This window comes from Erwinia sp. AC075 (assembly GCF_979253995.1).
The window spans coordinates 3,590,489-3,606,142 of sequence record NZ_CEEDEU010000001.1 but is presented as its reverse complement, the minus strand read 5'-3'; the positions used below and the strand labels follow the sequence as shown (position 1 = coordinate 3,606,142).

At 54.0% G+C, this 15,654-nt stretch carries 12 protein-coding genes, 2 tRNA genes, 1 rRNA gene and 1 riboswitch; of the genes, 12 read left to right on the top strand and 3 right to left on the bottom strand.

What is annotated here, in order from left to right:
* Positions 1-30: 30 nt before the first annotated feature.
* From argC to argH, 4 genes are all read left to right on the top strand, one after another.
* Positions 31-1,035, top strand: coding sequence for an N-acetyl-gamma-glutamyl-phosphate reductase (gene argC, locus AC0IXH_RS16965; protein WP_013200207.1), 1,005 nt, complete (start codon positions 31-33; stop codon positions 1,033-1,035).
* Between the two features lie 15 nt (positions 1,036-1,050).
* Positions 1,051-1,827: an acetylglutamate kinase gene (argB, locus tag AC0IXH_RS16960; protein ID WP_053145354.1), complete on the top strand. Its 777-nt coding sequence runs from the start codon at positions 1,051-1,053 to the stop codon at positions 1,825-1,827.
* A 26-nt stretch (positions 1,828-1,853) separates the two neighbouring features.
* Positions 1,854-3,074 (top strand): argininosuccinate synthase, encoded by a 1,221-nt coding sequence (locus AC0IXH_RS16955; protein WP_013200209.1) that lies wholly within the window; start codon positions 1,854-1,856, stop codon positions 3,072-3,074.
* A gap of 84 nt (positions 3,075-3,158) precedes the next feature.
* Positions 3,159-4,532 carry an argininosuccinate lyase gene (gene argH / locus AC0IXH_RS16950; protein WP_013200210.1) on the top strand — a complete coding sequence of 458 codons (1,374 nt, stop codon included), beginning with the start codon at positions 3,159-3,161 and terminating at the stop codon, positions 4,530-4,532.
* Positions 4,533-4,673: 141 nt separating this feature from the next.
* Here argH and AC0IXH_RS16945 read toward each other — a convergent pair whose 3' ends face one another.
* Complete coding sequence (locus AC0IXH_RS16945; RefSeq protein ID WP_013200211.1) at positions 4,674-5,405, bottom strand: redoxin family protein; 732 nt, start codon at positions 5,403-5,405, stop codon at positions 4,674-4,676.
* 135 nt (positions 5,406-5,540) lie between these two features.
* Here AC0IXH_RS16945 and oxyR point away from each other — a divergent pair, with 135 nt between their 5' ends.
* Positions 5,541-6,458 carry a DNA-binding transcriptional regulator OxyR gene (gene oxyR, locus AC0IXH_RS16940; protein ID WP_013200212.1) on the top strand — a complete coding sequence of 306 codons (918 nt, stop codon included), beginning with the start codon at positions 5,541-5,543 and terminating at the stop codon, positions 6,456-6,458.
* On the opposite strand, the gene sthA is transcribed toward oxyR, so the two are convergent.
* The gene (gene sthA / locus AC0IXH_RS16935) at positions 6,441-7,841 is read right to left on the bottom strand and encodes a Si-specific NAD(P)(+) transhydrogenase (RefSeq protein ID WP_013200213.1); all 1,401 of its coding nucleotides are present in this window, start codon (positions 7,839-7,841) and stop codon (positions 6,441-6,443) included. The genes oxyR and sthA overlap by 18 nt on opposite strands.
* Positions 7,842-8,043: 202 nt before the next feature.
* On the opposite strand from sthA, the gene fabR reads away from it, so the two are divergent.
* Entirely contained in the window at positions 8,044-8,685 is a 642-nt protein-coding gene (gene fabR, locus AC0IXH_RS16930) for an HTH-type transcriptional repressor FabR (RefSeq protein WP_041692180.1), read from the top strand.
* A gap of 11 nt (positions 8,686-8,696) precedes the next feature.
* Entirely contained in the window at positions 8,697-9,053 is a 357-nt protein-coding gene (locus AC0IXH_RS16925) for a YijD family membrane protein (RefSeq protein ID WP_013200215.1), read from the top strand.
* Positions 9,054-9,080: 27 nt separating this feature from the next.
* Here AC0IXH_RS16925 and trmA read toward each other — a convergent pair whose 3' ends face one another.
* Positions 9,081-10,181, bottom strand: coding sequence for a tRNA (uridine(54)-C5)-methyltransferase TrmA (gene trmA / locus AC0IXH_RS16920; RefSeq protein ID WP_134823171.1), 1,101 nt, complete (start codon positions 10,179-10,181; stop codon positions 9,081-9,083).
* 124 nt (positions 10,182-10,305) lie between these two features.
* A riboswitch (cobalamin riboswitch) is annotated at positions 10,306-10,485 on the top strand.
* A gap of 72 nt (positions 10,486-10,557) precedes the next feature.
* On the opposite strand from trmA, the gene btuB reads away from it, so the two are divergent.
* The 5 genes from btuB to AC0IXH_RS16895 all read left to right on the top strand — a co-directional run bounded on the left by btuB (position 10,558) and on the right by AC0IXH_RS16895 (position 15,543).
* The gene (gene btuB / locus AC0IXH_RS16915; RefSeq protein ID WP_471720742.1) at positions 10,558-12,432 is read left to right on the top strand and encodes a TonB-dependent vitamin B12 receptor BtuB; all 1,875 of its coding nucleotides are present in this window, start codon (positions 10,558-10,560) and stop codon (positions 12,430-12,432) included.
* The gene (gene murI / locus AC0IXH_RS16910) at positions 12,377-13,228 is read left to right on the top strand and encodes a glutamate racemase (RefSeq protein WP_471720741.1); all 852 of its coding nucleotides are present in this window, start codon (positions 12,377-12,379) and stop codon (positions 13,226-13,228) included. The genes btuB and murI overlap by 56 nt, the downstream gene beginning before the upstream one ends.
* 375 nt (positions 13,229-13,603) lie before the next feature.
* Positions 13,604-15,144, top strand: a 16S ribosomal RNA gene (locus AC0IXH_RS16905).
* 75 nt (positions 15,145-15,219) lie between these two features.
* Positions 15,220-15,296: transfer RNA gene (locus tag AC0IXH_RS16900), tRNA-Ile, on the top strand.
* A gap of 171 nt (positions 15,297-15,467) precedes the next feature.
* Positions 15,468-15,543, top strand: a tRNA-Ala gene (locus AC0IXH_RS16895).
* The last annotated feature ends 111 nt before the right edge of the window (positions 15,544-15,654 follow it).

The following is a 15,654-nucleotide window of genomic DNA, read 5'->3' as shown; positions in this document are numbered from 1 at the left end:
AATTTGAGACCAGAAAAAGGTGTCAGTCTGATGTTGAATACGCTGATTGTTGGTGCCAGTGGTTATGCTGGCGTAGAGCTTGCGACTTACCTGAATCGTCATCCACAGGTGAACATAACCGCTTTGGCGGTTTCAGCGCAAAGCCCGGACGCAGGAAAATTACTTTCCGATCTTCATCCGCAGCTGAAAGGCATCCTTGATATGCCGCTGCAGCCCTTGAGCAGCGCCTCGCAGTATGCCGATAAAGTGGACGTCGTTTTTCTGGCGACCGCTCACGAAGTCAGCCATGACCTTGCGCCAGAGTTCCTCGCCGCGGGTTGTGTGGTATTCGATCTCTCCGCTGCTTTCCGCGTGAACGATCAAAGCTTCTTCACAGACTACTACGGCTTCCCGCATCAGCATCAGGACTGGCTGGAAAAAGCGGTATATGGTCTGGCCGAATGGCAGCATGACAAAATTAAAGAAGCGCAGCTGATTGCGGTGCCGGGTTGCTATCCTACCGCTGCCCAGCTGGCCTTAAAGCCGCTGGTCGAAGCGGGCCTGCTGAACGATGCGCAATGGCCGGTGATCAATGCCACCAGCGGCGTGAGCGGGGCAGGGCGCAAAGCGGCGGTCGGCACCAGCTTCTGTGAAGTCAGCCTGCAGCCGTACGGTATTTTCACCCATCGTCATCACCCAGAAATCGAAGCGCACCTCGGTGTGCCGGTGATCTTCACCCCGCATCTGGGCAACTTCCCGCGCGGTATTCTGGCTACCACCACCTGCCGGTTAAAAGCAGGTGTGACCGCTGACGACGTGGCAGAAGCGTTCCATAATGCCTATCACGATAAGCCATTGGTGCGTGTTTACGACAAAGGCGTGCCGTCAATTAAGGGTGTTGTTGGTCTGCCATTCTGCGACATCGGTTTTGCGGTGAAGGGTGAACACCTGATTGTCGTGTCGGCAGAAGACAACCTGTTGAAAGGCGCCTCCTCGCAGGCAGTGCAATGCCTGAATATTCGTTTCGGCTTCCCGGAAACGCAGTCACTTATTTAATCGGTGAAGATGATTATGACGACTCCTTTAATTATTAAACTCGGTGGCGTGCTGCTGGATAGCGAAGAAGCGCTGGAGCGCCTGTTTGGCGCGCTGGTGGCCTACCGGGCTGAGCATCAGCGTCCACTGCTGATTGTGCACGGCGGTGGCTGCCTGGTGGATGAGCTGATGAGCAAGCTCTCGCTGCCGGTGAAAAAGAAAAATGGCCTGCGCGTCACGCCTGCGGATCAGATCGACATTATTACCGGCGCGCTGGCGGGAACCGCAAACAAAACCCTGCTGGCCTGGTCGAAAAAGCACGGCATCGAGGCAGTTGGCCTCTGCCTGGGCGACGGCAGCAGCGTTAACGTGGAAGCCTTCGACGAAGAACTCGGCCACGTGGGTCTGGCCACGCCAGGTTCCCCGGTGTTAATTAATACTCTGCTGACCGCCGGTTTCCTGCCAGTGATCAGTTCCATCGGCATCACTCAGGATGGTAAGTTAATGAACGTCAACGCCGACCAGGCTGCGACCGCATTGGCGGCCACCCTGGGTGCCGATTTAATCCTGCTGTCAGATGTCAGTGGCATCCTCGACGGCCAGGGACAGCGTATCGAAGAGATGACCGCCGCCAAAGCTGAGAAGTTGATTGCTGAAGGCGTGATCACCGACGGTATGATTGTCAAAGTCAATGCAGCCCTGGACGCTGCCCGCACGCTGGGCCGTCCGGTGGATATCGCCAGCTGGCGTCATGCTGAGCAGCTGCCGACCCTATTTAACGGCGTGTCAATTGGCACCCGGATCCTCGCTTAATCAGAAACGGATTCAAGGAAAAGACAATGCAAGACAAGAGCATCAAAAAAATCGTTCTGGCTTACTCCGGTGGTCTGGATACCTCCGCCATCATTCCATGGCTGAAAGAGAACTACGGCGGCTGTGAAGTGGTCGCATTTGTGGCTGATATCGGTCAGGAACGTGGCGATCTTGAAGGCGTTGAGCAGAAAGCTCTGCAGTCAGGCGCGTCCGAATGTCACGTTGTCGATCTGCGTGAAGAATTCATCAGCGAATACGTTTACCCCGTGCTGCAGACCGGTGCGTTGTACGAAGGCACCTATCTGCTGGGCACCTCGATGGCGCGTCCAATCATCGCTAAAGCGCAGGTTGAGCTGGCGTTGAAAGTGGGTGCCGATGCGCTGTGCCACGGTGCGACCGGTAAGGGTAACGACCAGGTGCGTTTCGAAACCACCTATACCGCGCTGGCACCACAGCTGAAAGTGGTTGCGCCATGGCGTGAGTGGAACCTGCGTTCCCGTGAAGCCCTGCTGGACTACCTGAAAGAGCGCAACATCCCAACCACCGCCTCTCTGGAAAAGATCTACAGCCGTGATGAAAACGCCTGGCATATCTCTACCGAAGGCGGCGTGCTGGAAAGCCCATGGAATGCACCGAATAAAGATTGCTGGGTGTGGACCGTCGATCCGCTGGAAGCGCCAGATCAGCCGGAGCAGGTGACTGTGACTGTTGAGAAAGGCCGCGTTGTTGCGGTTAACGGCAAAGCGATGAGCCCGTTCCAGTGTCTGGACGCGCTGAACGTGATCGGTGCCAAACACGGCGTTGGCCGTATCGACATCGTGGAAAACCGTCTGGTCGGCATCAAATCCCGCGGCTGCTACGAAACCCCAGGCGGCACCATCATGGTGAACGCACTGCGCGCCGTAGAGCAGCTGGTTCTGGACCGTGACAGCTTCAAATGGCGTGAGCAGTTGGGCCATGAGATGTCGTATGTGGTGTACGACGGTCGCTGGTTCGCGCCACTGCGCAAATCCATCCAGGCGGCGGCTGAGTCACTGGCTGAAGACGTGAACGGTGAAGTGGTGCTGCAGCTGTACAAAGGCACCGTGACGGCAACGCAGAAGAAATCGGCTAACAGCCTCTATTCTGAAGAGTTCGCGACCTTCGGCGAAGATGAAGTGTACGATCACCGTCACGCGGGTGGCTTCATCCGTCTGTTCTCCCTTTCTTCACGCATCCGTGCGCTGAACGAAAAGAACAAGGCCTGAGTTCAGGCCAATCGCGCCAGGGAGATCCTCTCTGGCGCCCCGCTAAAAATTTACTCTCACCAAACGAATTAATGGAGCACTGACATGGCACTTTGGGGTGGACGGTTTACTCAGGCAGCAGATCAACGTTTCAAACAGTTTAATGACTCGCTGCGCTTCGACTATCGTCTGGCAGAGCAGGATATTGTCGGATCCGTTGCCTGGTCCAAAGCGCTGGTGACGGTCAATGTTCTGACAGCAGAAGAGCAGCAGCAGCTGGAAAGCGCGCTGACGGTATTGCTGGAAGAGGTGCGTGCCAATCCGCAGCAAATCCTTGAAAGCGATGCAGAAGATATTCACAGCTATGTTGAGGGACGCCTGATCGAGAAGGTCGGCGCGCTTGGCAAAAAGCTCCATACCGGACGCAGCCGTAATGACCAGGTGGCGACCGATCTGAAATTGTGGTGTAAAGCGCAGGTCAGCGAATTGCTGATCGCTTCCCGCCAGTTGCAGCAGGCGCTGGTGGCCACTGCGGAAGCAAACCAGGATGCGGTGATGCCGGGTTACACCCACCTGCAACGCGCTCAGCCGGTGACCTTTGCGCACTGGTGCCTGGCATATGTGGAAATGCTGGCGCGCGATGAAAGCCGCCTGCAGGATACGCTGAAGCGCCTGGATGTCAGCCCGTTAGGCTGTGGCGCATTAGCCGGAACCGCGTACGAAATCGATCGTGAACAGCTGGCCGGCTGGTTGGGCTTTGCGTCCGCCACCCGTAACAGTCTGGACACGGTGTCTGACCGCGATCACGTGCTGGAACTGCTGTCCAATGCCTCGATCGGCATGGTGCATCTGTCGCGTTTCGCAGAAGACCTGATCTTCTTTAACACCGGTGAAGCGGGCTTTGTAGAGCTATCCGACCGCGTGACCTCCGGTTCTTCTCTGATGCCTCAGAAGAAAAACCCGGATGCGCTGGAGCTGATCCGTGGCAAATGTGGCCGTGTACAGGGCGCACTGACCGGCATGATGATGACATTGAAAGGTCTGCCGCTGGCTTACAACAAAGACATGCAGGAAGACAAAGAAGGCCTGTTTGACGCGCTGGATACCTGGTCAGACTGCCTGCATATGGCGGCGCTGGTGCTGGATGGTATTCAGGTGAAGCGTCCGCGTTGTCAGGAAGCGGCAGAACAGGGTTACGCTAACTCAACCGAACTGGCGGATTATCTGGTCAGCAAAGGCGTGCCGTTCCGTGAAGCTCACCATGTTGTCGGTGAAGTGGTGGTGGCGGCGATTGCTAAAGGCGTGGCGCTGGAAGCTCTGCCGCTGACGGAATTGCAGGCTTACAGCAGCGTGATTGCCGAAGATGTCTATCCGTTCCTGTCACTGCAATCCTGCCTGGACAAACGTAATGCGAAGGGCGGCGTTTCTCCTCATCAGGTGTCGCTGGCGATCACTGATGCGAAAAATCGTCTGATTTAAGGTGCGTCAGAGCGGGAAGCGTTTTCCTTCTCGCGAAAAAAAGGCGGACCAAGGGTCCGCCAAATAAGATTCGACTTTATTATACGTTCTCGGCACATAAGAGAACGGGTCATGCAGGCATCACCCGTTCTGCTCAGGTTCTCAGGCTACAAAAAACTTTTCCAGATCGTCGCTGCCACCAATGTGGCGTCCACCGATAAAGACCTGTGGCACCGTTGCTCGGCCCGTTACGGCGCGAAGGCTGACGGTTGTCGCGTCCTGGCCCAGCACAATCTCCTCGTACTGAATACCGCGATCCTGCAGCATCTGTTTGGCCTTAGCGCAGAATGAACAGCCTGGCTTGGTGAACAGCGAGACGGACTCCTGCACCTTAAATTCCGGTGCCAGATAGCGCAGCATGGTGTCAGCATCAGACACTTCAAACGGGTCGCCCGGCTTGTTGGGTTCAACGAACATTTTTTCTACCACGCCGTTGCGCACCAGCATGGAGTAACGCCATGAACGTGGGCCAAAGCCGAGGTCGGCTTTCTCAACCAGCATCTCCATGCCACGGGTAAAATCACCGTTGCCATCGGGAATAAACGTAATGTTCGAGGCGTGCTGATCGGCTTTCCAGGCATTCATCACAAAGGTGTCATTTACCGACACGCAGAGAATGCTATCAACGCCGTGCTTTTTAAAGACGTCAGACAGTTCGTTGTAACGTGGTAAATGGCTGGAAGAGCAGGTTGGGGTAAAGGCACCCGGCAGCGAAAACAGAATGACGGTTTTATCTTTGAACAGCTCATCAGTAGTAACATCTACCCAGTTATCGCCCTGACGAGTATGAAAAGTGACCTGCGGGACTGACTTACCTTCCTGACTAGCAAACATAAATACCCTCTGTAATTTCTTAAAAATTGATTTATCTCGCGAACGGGGGACATTATTGCCATCTGCGCTTGATAGGGATAATCGTTGATTGCTATCCTATCTATCGCCACGGACTATCGTGGCCCGGAGGATAAAATGAATATTCGTGATCTTGAATACCTGGTAGCGTTGGCCGAACATCGTCATTTTCGACGTGCAGCAGATTCCTGCCATGTCAGCCAACCCACCCTGAGCGGCCAGATCCGCAAGCTCGAAGATGAGCTTGGCGTGATGTTACTCGAGCGAACCAGTCGTAAGGTACTGTTTACCCAGGCTGGACTGTTGCTGGTCGATCAGGCGCGTACGGTTTTACGTGAAGTGAAAGTGCTAAAGGAGATGGCCAGCCAGCAAGGCGAAGAGATGTCCGGGCCAATGCATATCGGGCTGATACCGACTGTCGGGCCGTATTTGTTGCCGCAGATCGTCCCCAACCTGCATAAAACCTTCCCTAAGCTGGAAATGTACCTGCACGAAGCGCAGACCCAACAGTTGCTGGCTCAGCTGGATAGCGGGAAGCTGGATTGTGCCATTCTGGCGCTGGTGAAAGAGTCGGAAGCCTTTATTGAGGTGCCGTTGTTTGACGAGCCGATGAAGCTGGCGATTTATCAGGATCACCCGTGGCGCGATCGCGATCGTGTACCGATGTCCGATTTGGCCGGTGAAAAGCTGTTGATGCTGGAAGACGGGCACTGCTTACGCGATCAGGCAATGGGATTCTGCTTCCAGGCAGGCGCAGATGAAGATACGCACTTCCGTGCGACCAGTCTGGAGACGTTGCGCAATATGGTGGCAGCAGGCAGCGGCATTACGCTGTTACCTGCGTTAGCCGTACCGAAAGAACGCGTGCGCGACGGGGTTTGCTATCTGCCGTGCTACAAACCTGTCCCGCAGCGTACTATCGCGCTGGTTTATCGCCCTGGATCGCCACTGCGCGGCCGCTATGAGCAGCTGGCAGAGGCAATCAAGGTCCATATGCAAAACTATATGGGCCCGGCGTTAAAACAGGCGGTTTAAACCGTTTAATGCCGCCACGCGGTAGGCTTCGGCCATGGTGGGATAGTTGAAGGTGGTATTCACGAAGTACTCGATCGTGTTGCCGCCGTTCTTCTGTTCCATGATGGCCTGGCCGATATGAATGATCTCCGCAGCACGCTCACCAAAGCAGTGGATGCCAAGGATCTCTTTGGTTTCGCGGTGGAAGAGAATTTTCAGGCTCCCAACATTCATCCCGACAATCTGCGCACGCGCCAGATGCTTAAACTGCGCACGACCGACTTCGTATGGCACCTTCATCGCCGTCAGCTGCTGTTCCGTTTTGCCGACAGAGCTGATCTCAGGGATGGTATAAATCCCGGTAGGGATGTCTTCAATCAGGTGAGCATTGGCTTCACCTTTAATCAGCGCCTGTGCCGCAATACGGCCCTGATCGTAGGCCGCAGAGGCCAGACTTGGGTAGCCAATCACATCACCCACCGCGTAAATATGCGGTTGAGCGGTCTGATACATGCTGTTCACTTTCAGCAATCCACGGCCGTCCGCTTCCAGACCCACATTTTCCAGCGACAGCGAATCGGTGTTACCGGTACGTCCGTTGGCGTAAAGCAGGCAGTCAGCTTTCACTTTCTTGCCTGACTTCAGGTGCATAATCACCCCGTCACTGACGCCTTCAATCTTCTCGAACTCCTCGTTATGGCGAATAACCACGCCGCTGTTCCAGAAGTGGTAGGAAAGCGAATCCGAAATTTCCTGATCGAGGAACGCCAGCAGGTGGTCGCGAGTGTTAATCAAATCGACCTTCACGTTCAGGCCACGGAAGATTGAGGCGTACTCACAGCCAATCACCCCAGCGCCATAAATAATGACGTGGCCGGGTTCATGGTGCAGGTTCAGAATGGAGTCGCTGTCGTACACGCGAGGATGGGTAAAGTCGACGTCTGCAGGATGGTAAGGGCGTGAACCGCAGGCGATGACAAATTTCTCTGCCGTCAGGCGCTCCAGGCTACCGTCGTGGGACGCAATTTCAATGGTGTTGGCATCGATAAAGCGTGCATCACCCTGATAAAGTTCGCAGCGGTTACGTTCATAGAACCCCTGGCGCATACGGGTTTGCTGGCTAATCACGTTTTCAGTGTGGTTAAGGATGTCGGCAAACGAGGAGCGCAACAGACGGGTCTGATCGCTGTAAAGTGGGTTCTGGTTGAACTCGATAATACGGCTGACTGCGTGACGCAGTGCTTTAGATGGAATGGTTCCCCAATGCGTACAGCCGCCACCGATGTTGTGATAGCGCTCGATAACGGCGATGCGGGCACCCTGTTTCAGCAGGCCCATGGCGGCTCCCTCACCGCCAGGACCTGAACCAATCACAATGGCGTCGTAATCATAAGACTGTTGCATACCAATACGTCCTATTTTTTTATACAATTTTTCAACGAGATTCTAACATCCCGATGACCACTTCCCAATTCTAACCGACTTTTTTGCCATCATTTGTCAAAGCGTGGGGTTAACAGGCGCTCACAAACTAGATGCCACTGTACGCTGAAATTTTTGTTATAGTGCCGATCAGCTAAGTAAAACAGGCACAAACATGACTACCATGGGCGTCAGAGCACAGCAGAAAGAACGGACAAGACGTTCGCTGATTGAAGCGGCATTTAGTCAACTAAGTGCCGAGCGGAGTTTTGCCAGCCTGAGTCTGAGAGAAGTCGCCAGGGAAGCGGGGATCGCACCGACGTCATTCTATCGTCATTTCCGTGATGTAGATGAGTTAGGGCTAACCATGGTAGATGAAAGTGGTCTGATGCTACGCCAGCTGATGCGCCAGGCGCGTCAACGCATCGCCAAAGGGGGCAGCGTCATTCGCACCTCGGTCTCCACGTTTATGGAGTTTATTGGCAACAATCCCAACGCATTCCGCCTGTTGCTGCGGGAACGTTCGGGGACTTCGGCGGCGTTTCGTGCCGCGGTGGCCCGGGAAATTCAGCATTTTATCGCCGAACTGGCGGACTACCTTGAGATTGAAAACCGCATGCCGCGCAGCTTCACTGAAGCGCAGGCGGAAGCCATGGTCATTATCGTGTTTAACGCCGGTGCAGAAGCGCTGGATATCGATATCGATCAGCGCCGTCAGCTGGAAGAACGGCTGGTGTTGCAGCTGCGGATGATTTCGAAAGGGGCTTATTACTGGTATCGTCGTGAACAGGAGAGGCTGGCGGTAACGCTGGAATCCCATGACTAAAGGAAAGTGACATGAGTTTAGCGCCTGGCCGTGACAGAGGTACGCTGTTGCTGGCATTTCTTACCGGTTTGTCGATCAACGGGACGTTTTCGGTGTTATTCAGTTCCCTTGTGCCGTTCTCAATTTTTCCGCTTATCGCGCTTGGCCTGGCGGCCTGGTGCCTGCATCAACGCTATCTTAACCGCTCAATGCCGGATGGCATGCCTTCACTGGCCGCCGCTTTTTTTCTGCTTGGTATCCTGCTTTACAGCGCCATTGTGCGCGCGGAATACCCGGAAATCGGCTCTAACTTTATCCCGACCATCCTGATGGTAGCGCTGGTGTTCTGGATTGGGCTGAAGCTGCGTACGCGCAAAAGCCAGGAGTAAAATGGGCGACTGAGGTCGCCCAACCTTTTAGCGTCGGGTCAGCAGAACGCCGCACTCCATATGGTGGGTATACGGGAACTGATCGAACAGCGCCAGCTTCTCAACCGTGTGCGTTTCTGACAGTGTGGCCAGGTTTTCGCACAGCGTTTGCGGGTTGCAGGAGATATAAAGGATGCGCGGGTAAGCCTGCACCATTTTCACCGTATCGGCATCCAGCCCACTGCGCGGCGGATCGACGAAGATCGTCTCGCACTGATAGCTCTGCAAATCGATGCCTTCCAGACGCCTGAACTGGCGCTTCCCTTTCATTGCTTCGGTAAACTCTTCCGCTGACATGCGGATGATCTGCACGTTATCAATATTGTTCACCGCAATATTGTACTGAGCTGAGGCCACCGACGGTTTCGCGATTTCAGTCGCCAGCACGCGGTTAAAGTTGCGGGCCAGCGCCAGCGAGAAATTGCCGTTACCGCAATACAGCTCCAGCAAATCCCCGGATGAATCTTTGGTGACTTCCAGCGCCCACTCCAGCATCTGAATATTCATCGCCGCATTCGGCTGGGTGAAGCTGTTTTCGACCTGACGATAGATAATGTCTTTTCCGGCAACCGGTAAACACTCATCAACGTAATCGCGATCCAGGCAGATTTTGGTCTTGGTGGCGCGACCAATCAGCTGTACGTCAAAGCCTTCTGCCCGCAGCGCATCCCGCAGGGCTTCCGCTTCCTGCTGCCACTCTTCGGTCAGAGCACGGTGATACAGCATTGAAACCACGATCTGGTTGCTCAGCGTGGACAGATAATCGACCTGGAAAAGCTTGTGGCGCAGCGTTTTGTTATCGCGAACGGCGGCAATCAGGCGTGGCATCAGCGCATTGATTAACTGGCTGGCCGCCGGGAAGCTGTCAACCCGAATCCGCTCGCGGGTCTGTTGATCAAAGATGATGTGATACAGGTCATCCCCTTCATGCCAGAGACGAAACTCCGCGCGCATACGGTAATGGCTGACCGGTGAACGAAATACGTCAACTTCCGGAGCCGCAAACGGGGTCATCAACGTCTGCAGACGGGTAACCTTTTCCTCAAGTTGGGCATCATAGTGTTCAATGGGCAGCTGTTCGGGCGTCATGCGTTTTCCTGGGTTGAAGGGCTTTTATTGCCGGGCGATTGTAGGCATCTGGCACTCAATGTCCAGTATTGTGCAGTTTCGCTGGGTTTTGGATGTCTGGATATCTGGACTTCTCTCATTGTTGAACATAAGATGCGATTTCCGGCCTTTCAAACAGTTAAAAGGGAATCCAGTACCAAGCTGGAGCTGACGCGCAGCGGTAGGGAATGTCTTGGCGAACGTAATTCAGACACTGTCTCCGGATGGGAAGTCTTCGCCATTTATGATTCCGAGCCCGAAGACCTGCCGGTATTACGTCGCAATTCCTGTGACCATCGCGTGCTATCGGTCGCAGGCCTGCGGCATCCTGCATGAATTTATGGATGCTTTGTCAAAAATGATAATTAATAAAACCCCACTGTTGGCTTTTAGCGCAACGGCGATTTCCCTCTGGGCGCAAAATGGCTTTGCACAGGATGCGGATAATACGCTGGTCACCACGGCGAATCGCTTTGCGCAGCCTGTTTCTTCGGTATTAGCCCCGACTACGGTTGTCACCCGGGAAGAAATTGACCGTTGGCAGTCCAAAAGCGTCGCGGATGTGATGCGTCGTCTGCCCGGTGTTGATATCGCGCAGTCCGGGGGCCTGGGACAGCAGAGCTCGTTGTTTATCCGTGGTACCGAATCCCGCCATGTGCTGGTGCTGATTGATGGTGTCCGTCTGAACCAGGCCGGTATCAGCGGCTCTTCCGACCTCAGCCAGATCCCCATTTCACTTGTCCAGCGTATTGAATACGTCCGTGGCGCGCGTTCTGCCGTATACGGCTCAGATGCCATTGGCGGTGTGGTTAACATTATCACCGGCCGCAGCAAACCAGGTACGACGCTTACCGCCGGCGTCGGCTCGAATGGCTATCAGTCTTATGATGGTTCGACTCAGCAGATGCTTGGACCAAACACCCGGGTGACCCTGGCAGGTAACTATACCTATACCAAGGGTTATGACGTGGTTGCCAACTATCCTGACGTCTACGGGGACCCGGCACAGAAAGATCGTGATGGATTTATGAGTAAATCCCTCTACGGCTCGGTAGAACAACAGTTTAGTGACGAGCTGAGCGGTTTTGTGCGTGGCTATGGCTACGACAACCGCACCGCGTACGATAGCAGCCTCAGTTATAACGTTCCCGGCGCACTGGTTGATACCCGTCAGCTTTACAGCCAGACGTGGGATACCGGGCTGCGCTTTAACCGTGACATCTATTCCACTCAGCTGATTGCCAGCTACAGCCATACCAAGGATTACAATTACGATCCGCGTCTGGGACGTTATGCCGATCCCGCCACGCTGGATGATGTTGAGCAGTACAACCTGCAATGGGGTAACACCGTTGCTGTCGGTTACGGCACCGTCAGCGCCGGCGTGGACTGGCAGAAGCAAACGTCAGAGCCGAACACCAGTACTGTTACTGAAGGGCAGGAACAACGTAACACCGGCGTGTATGCCACGGCACAGCAAAAGCTGGGCAGCGTCACGCTGGAAGGGGCAGTTCGTGGCGATGACAACAATACCTTCGGCTGGCATAACACCTGGCAAACCAGTGCCGCGTGGGAGTTTGTTGATGGTTACAGCGTCTTCGCCTCTTACGGTACCGCGTTTAAGGCACCAAATCTGAGCCAGTTATACAGTGGAGTCTATGGTAACCGCGATCTGGACCCGGAAAAAAGCAAACAGTGGGAAGGAGGCTTCGAAGGGCTGACCGGTCCGGTTAACTGGCGCCTGTCGGGTTATCGCAACGACATTGATAACCTGATTGACAGCGATCCAACCACGTTCCGTTATTACAATATCGATAAAGCCACTATTAAAGGTGTAGAGGCTACCGCGTCATTCGATACCGGCCCACTGAGCCATACCGTTTCTTATGACTATGTGGATCCGCGTGACGGCAATACCAACGAAATCCTTGTTCGTCGTGCTAAGCAGCAGGTTAAGTACCAGCTGGATTACACGATTTATGATTTTGACTGGTCACTCAGCTATCAATACCTGGGCGAGCGTTACGATAAGGACTTCAATACCTCTTATACTACCCGCACTGTCAAACTGGGTGGCGTGAGCCTGTGGGATCTCGCCGTTTCGTATCCGGTCACGTCTCAGCTGACCGTTCGTGGTAGAATAGCCAACCTGTTCGATAAAGATTACGAGACAGTTTATGGCTATCAAACTCCAGGAAGGGAGTATTACCTCAGCGGCAGCTACACCTTCTAAAGAGCGTCCCACCGTGCTGGTCTTTGACTCCGGCGTCGGTGGGCTTTCAGTCTATGAAGAGCTCCGGCAGCTGATGCCGGATCTCCACTACCTTTATGCTTTCGATAACGTGGCCTTTCCTTATGGTGAAAAGTCAGAAGAGTTCATCGTTCATCGCGTTGTCGATATCGTAGAGGCTGTCACCCGTCGCTACCCGCTGGCGTTAGTGGTGATAGCCTGTAACTCTGCCAGTACCGTTACCCTCCCAGCACTTCGTGCCCGTTTTGACTTCCCTGTTGTTGGTGTCGTCCCCGCGATTAAACCGGCTGCCCGTTTGACCCGTAATGGCATCGTCGGATTACTGGCGACACGAGGTACGGTTAAGCGTCCTTATACTCACGAGCTGGTGGCGCGTTTTGCCAGTGAATGTAAAACGGAAATGTTGGGATCGGCAGAGCTGGTTGAGCTGGCTGAAGCGAAGCTGCAAGGCAAGCCCGTTCCGCTGGAAGACGTTCGCCGCATTTTGCAGCCGTGGCTGCGAATGAAAGAACCGCCGGATACCGTCGTGCTGGGCTGTACCCACTTTCCTCTGTTAAATGAGGAGTTACAGCAGGTATTGCCGGAAGGGACGCGTTTAGTGGATTCAGGCGCGGCGATAGCGCGTCGTACGGCCTGGTTATTAGAAAATGAATCCCCGGCAGCTTTTTCTGCCGACAGCAATATCGCTTTCTGCATGGACATCACCGAGCAGGCAGTACAATTAATGCCCGTTTTGAAGCGTTATGGCTTCGAAAAGCTCGAAAAACTGGCACTTTAGTCGGTTTGTGAGTGAAAAATAATCGGTTGAAAAGTTTTTTGCATTTAGCGCTTGTCAGACTCCAGAAAATCCCTATACTGCGCCTCCACTGACACGGAACAACGACTTACAGGTCGCCGGGTCAGGAAGAGAAAAGTGAGAAAATTCCTTGACTCTTCAGCGGGAAAGCGTAATATCTGCACCCCGCGCCACACGAGATTATGTGGCACTGCTCTTTAACAATTTATCAGACAATCTGTGTGGGCACTCGCAGGATTGATATCAGCGCCGCAAGGCGCAAAAAAATATCAAGCCTTAAGAGTGAACACATAATGAAATTCATTATGACGTTTTACACTTGAGCACCGCTGAACTTGTTTCAGCAAATCGAACTTTTAATTGAAGAGTTTGATCATGGCTCAGATTGAACGCTGGCGGCAGGCCTAACACATGCAAGTCGAACGGTAGCACAGAGAGCTTGCTCTCGGGTGACGAGTGGCGGACGGGTGAGTAATGTCTGGGAAACTGCCTGATGGAGGGGGATAACTACTGGAAACGGTAGCTAATACCGCATAACGTCTTCGGACCAAAGTGGGGGACCTTCGGGCCTCACACCATCGGATGTGCCCAGATGGGATTAGCTAGTAGGTGGGGTAATGGCTCACCTAGGCGACGATCCCTAGCTGGTCTGAGAGGATGACCAGCCACACTGGAACTGAGACACGGTCCAGACTCCTACGGGAGGCAGCAGTGGGGAATATTGCACAATGGGCGCAAGCCTGATGCAGCCATGCCGCGTGTATGAAGAAGGCCTTCGGGTTGTAAAGTACTTTCAGCGGGGAGGAAGGCGATAAGGTTAATAACCTTATCGATTGACGTTACCCGCAGAAGAAGCACCGGCTAACTCCGTGCCAGCAGCCGCGGTAATACGGAGGGTGCAAGCGTTAATCGGAATTACTGGGCGTAAAGCGCACGCAGGCGGTCTGTCAAGTCAGATGTGAAATCCCCGGGCTTAACCTGGGAACTGCATTTGAAACTGGCAGGCTAGAGTCTTGTAGAGGGGGGTAGAATTCCAGGTGTAGCGGTGAAATGCGTAGAGATCTGGAGGAATACCGGTGGCGAAGGCGGCCCCCTGGACAAAGACTGACGCTCAGGTGCGAAAGCGTGGGGAGCAAACAGGATTAGATACCCTGGTAGTCCACGCCGTAAACGATGTCGACTTGGAGGTTGTGCCCTTGAGGCGTGGCTTCCGGAGCTAACGCGTTAAGTCGACCGCCTGGGGAGTACGGCCGCAAGGTTAAAACTCAAATGAATTGACGGGGGCCCGCACAAGCGGTGGAGCATGTGGTTTAATTCGATGCAACGCGAAGAACCTTACCTGGCCTTGACATCCACGGAATTCGGCAGAGATGCCTTAGTGCCTTCGGGAACCGTGAGACAGGTGCTGCATGGCTGTCGTCAGCTCGTGTTGTGAAATGTTGGGTTAAGTCCCGCAACGAGCGCAACCCTTATCCTTTGTTGCCAGCGAGTAATGTCGGGAACTCAAAGGAGACTGCCGGTGACAAACCGGAGGAAGGTGGGGATGACGTCAAGTCATCATGGCCCTTACGGCCAGGGCTACACACGTGCTACAATGGCGCATACAAAGAGAAGCGAACTCGCGAGAGCAAGCGGACCTCACAAAGTGCGTCGTAGTCCGGATCGGAGTCTGCAACTCGACTCCGTGAAGTCGGAATCGCTAGTAATCGTAGATCAGAATGCTACGGTGAATACGTTCCCGGGCCTTGTACACACCGCCCGTCACACCATGGGAGTGGGTTGCAAAAGAAGTAGGTAGCTTAACCTTCGGGAGGGCGCTTACCACTTTGTGATTCATGACTGGGGTGAAGTCGTAACAAGGTAACCGTAGGGGAACCTGCGGTTGGATCACCTCCTTACCTGAAGATACCTTCCCGCGTAGTGTCCACAACAGATTGTCTGATAGAAAAGTAACGAGCAGAAAAAACCTCTACAGGCTTGTAGCTCAGGTGGTTAGAGCGCACCCCTGATAAGGGTGAGGTCGGTGGTTCAAGTCCACTCAGGCCTACCAAATTTTCACTCATGCTGCGTTATGCGCGCGGTCGTTTACCTCAGGTAAACTTCCCTTCCGCATGCCTTGCCTGAGCAAAAATTACATTTCTCCCAAAGAGTTATGTCCTCAACGTCCTCTTCGAAAGAAAAGAACGTAAGTGGTAGTAGATGGTCTCTGCAGTAACTGTATGGGGCTATAGCTCAGCTGGGAGAGCGCCTGCCTTGCACGCAGGAGGTCAGCGGTTCGATCCCGCTTAGCTCCACCATGCAGTTTTCTGACAATACTTCAGAGCGTACCGGCAACGGTGTGCTGCGAAGTATTATGCTCTTTAACAATCCGGAACAAGCTGAAAATTGAAACGACATGTCGTTTTCAT

Coding starts and splice junctions, on each gene's coding strand:
- fabR (WP_041692180.1), top strand. CDS start 8,044: ATGGGCGTCAGAGCACAGCAGAAAGAACGGACAAGACGTTCGCTGATT.
- argB (WP_053145354.1), top strand. CDS start 1,051: ATGACGACTCCTTTAATTATTAAACTCGGTGGCGTGCTGCTGGATAGC.
- sthA (WP_013200213.1), bottom strand. CDS start 7,841: ATGCAACAGTCTTATGATTACGACGCCATTGTGATTGGTTCAGGTCCT.
- argC (WP_013200207.1), top strand. CDS start 31: ATGTTGAATACGCTGATTGTTGGTGCCAGTGGTTATGCTGGCGTAGAG.
- AC0IXH_RS16945 (WP_013200211.1), bottom strand. CDS start 5,405: ATGTTTGCTAGTCAGGAAGGTAAGTCAGTCCCGCAGGTCACTTTTCAT.
- argH (WP_013200210.1), top strand. CDS start 3,159: ATGGCACTTTGGGGTGGACGGTTTACTCAGGCAGCAGATCAACGTTTC.
- AC0IXH_RS16925 (WP_013200215.1), top strand. CDS start 8,697: ATGAGTTTAGCGCCTGGCCGTGACAGAGGTACGCTGTTGCTGGCATTT.
- oxyR (WP_013200212.1), top strand. CDS start 5,541: ATGAATATTCGTGATCTTGAATACCTGGTAGCGTTGGCCGAACATCGT.
- AC0IXH_RS16955 (WP_013200209.1), top strand. CDS start 1,854: ATGCAAGACAAGAGCATCAAAAAAATCGTTCTGGCTTACTCCGGTGGT.
- btuB (WP_471720742.1), top strand. CDS start 10,558: ATGATAATTAATAAAACCCCACTGTTGGCTTTTAGCGCAACGGCGATT.
- trmA (WP_134823171.1), bottom strand. CDS start 10,181: ATGACGCCCGAACAGCTGCCCATTGAACACTATGATGCCCAACTTGAG.
- murI (WP_471720741.1), top strand. CDS start 12,377: ATGGCTATCAAACTCCAGGAAGGGAGTATTACCTCAGCGGCAGCTACA.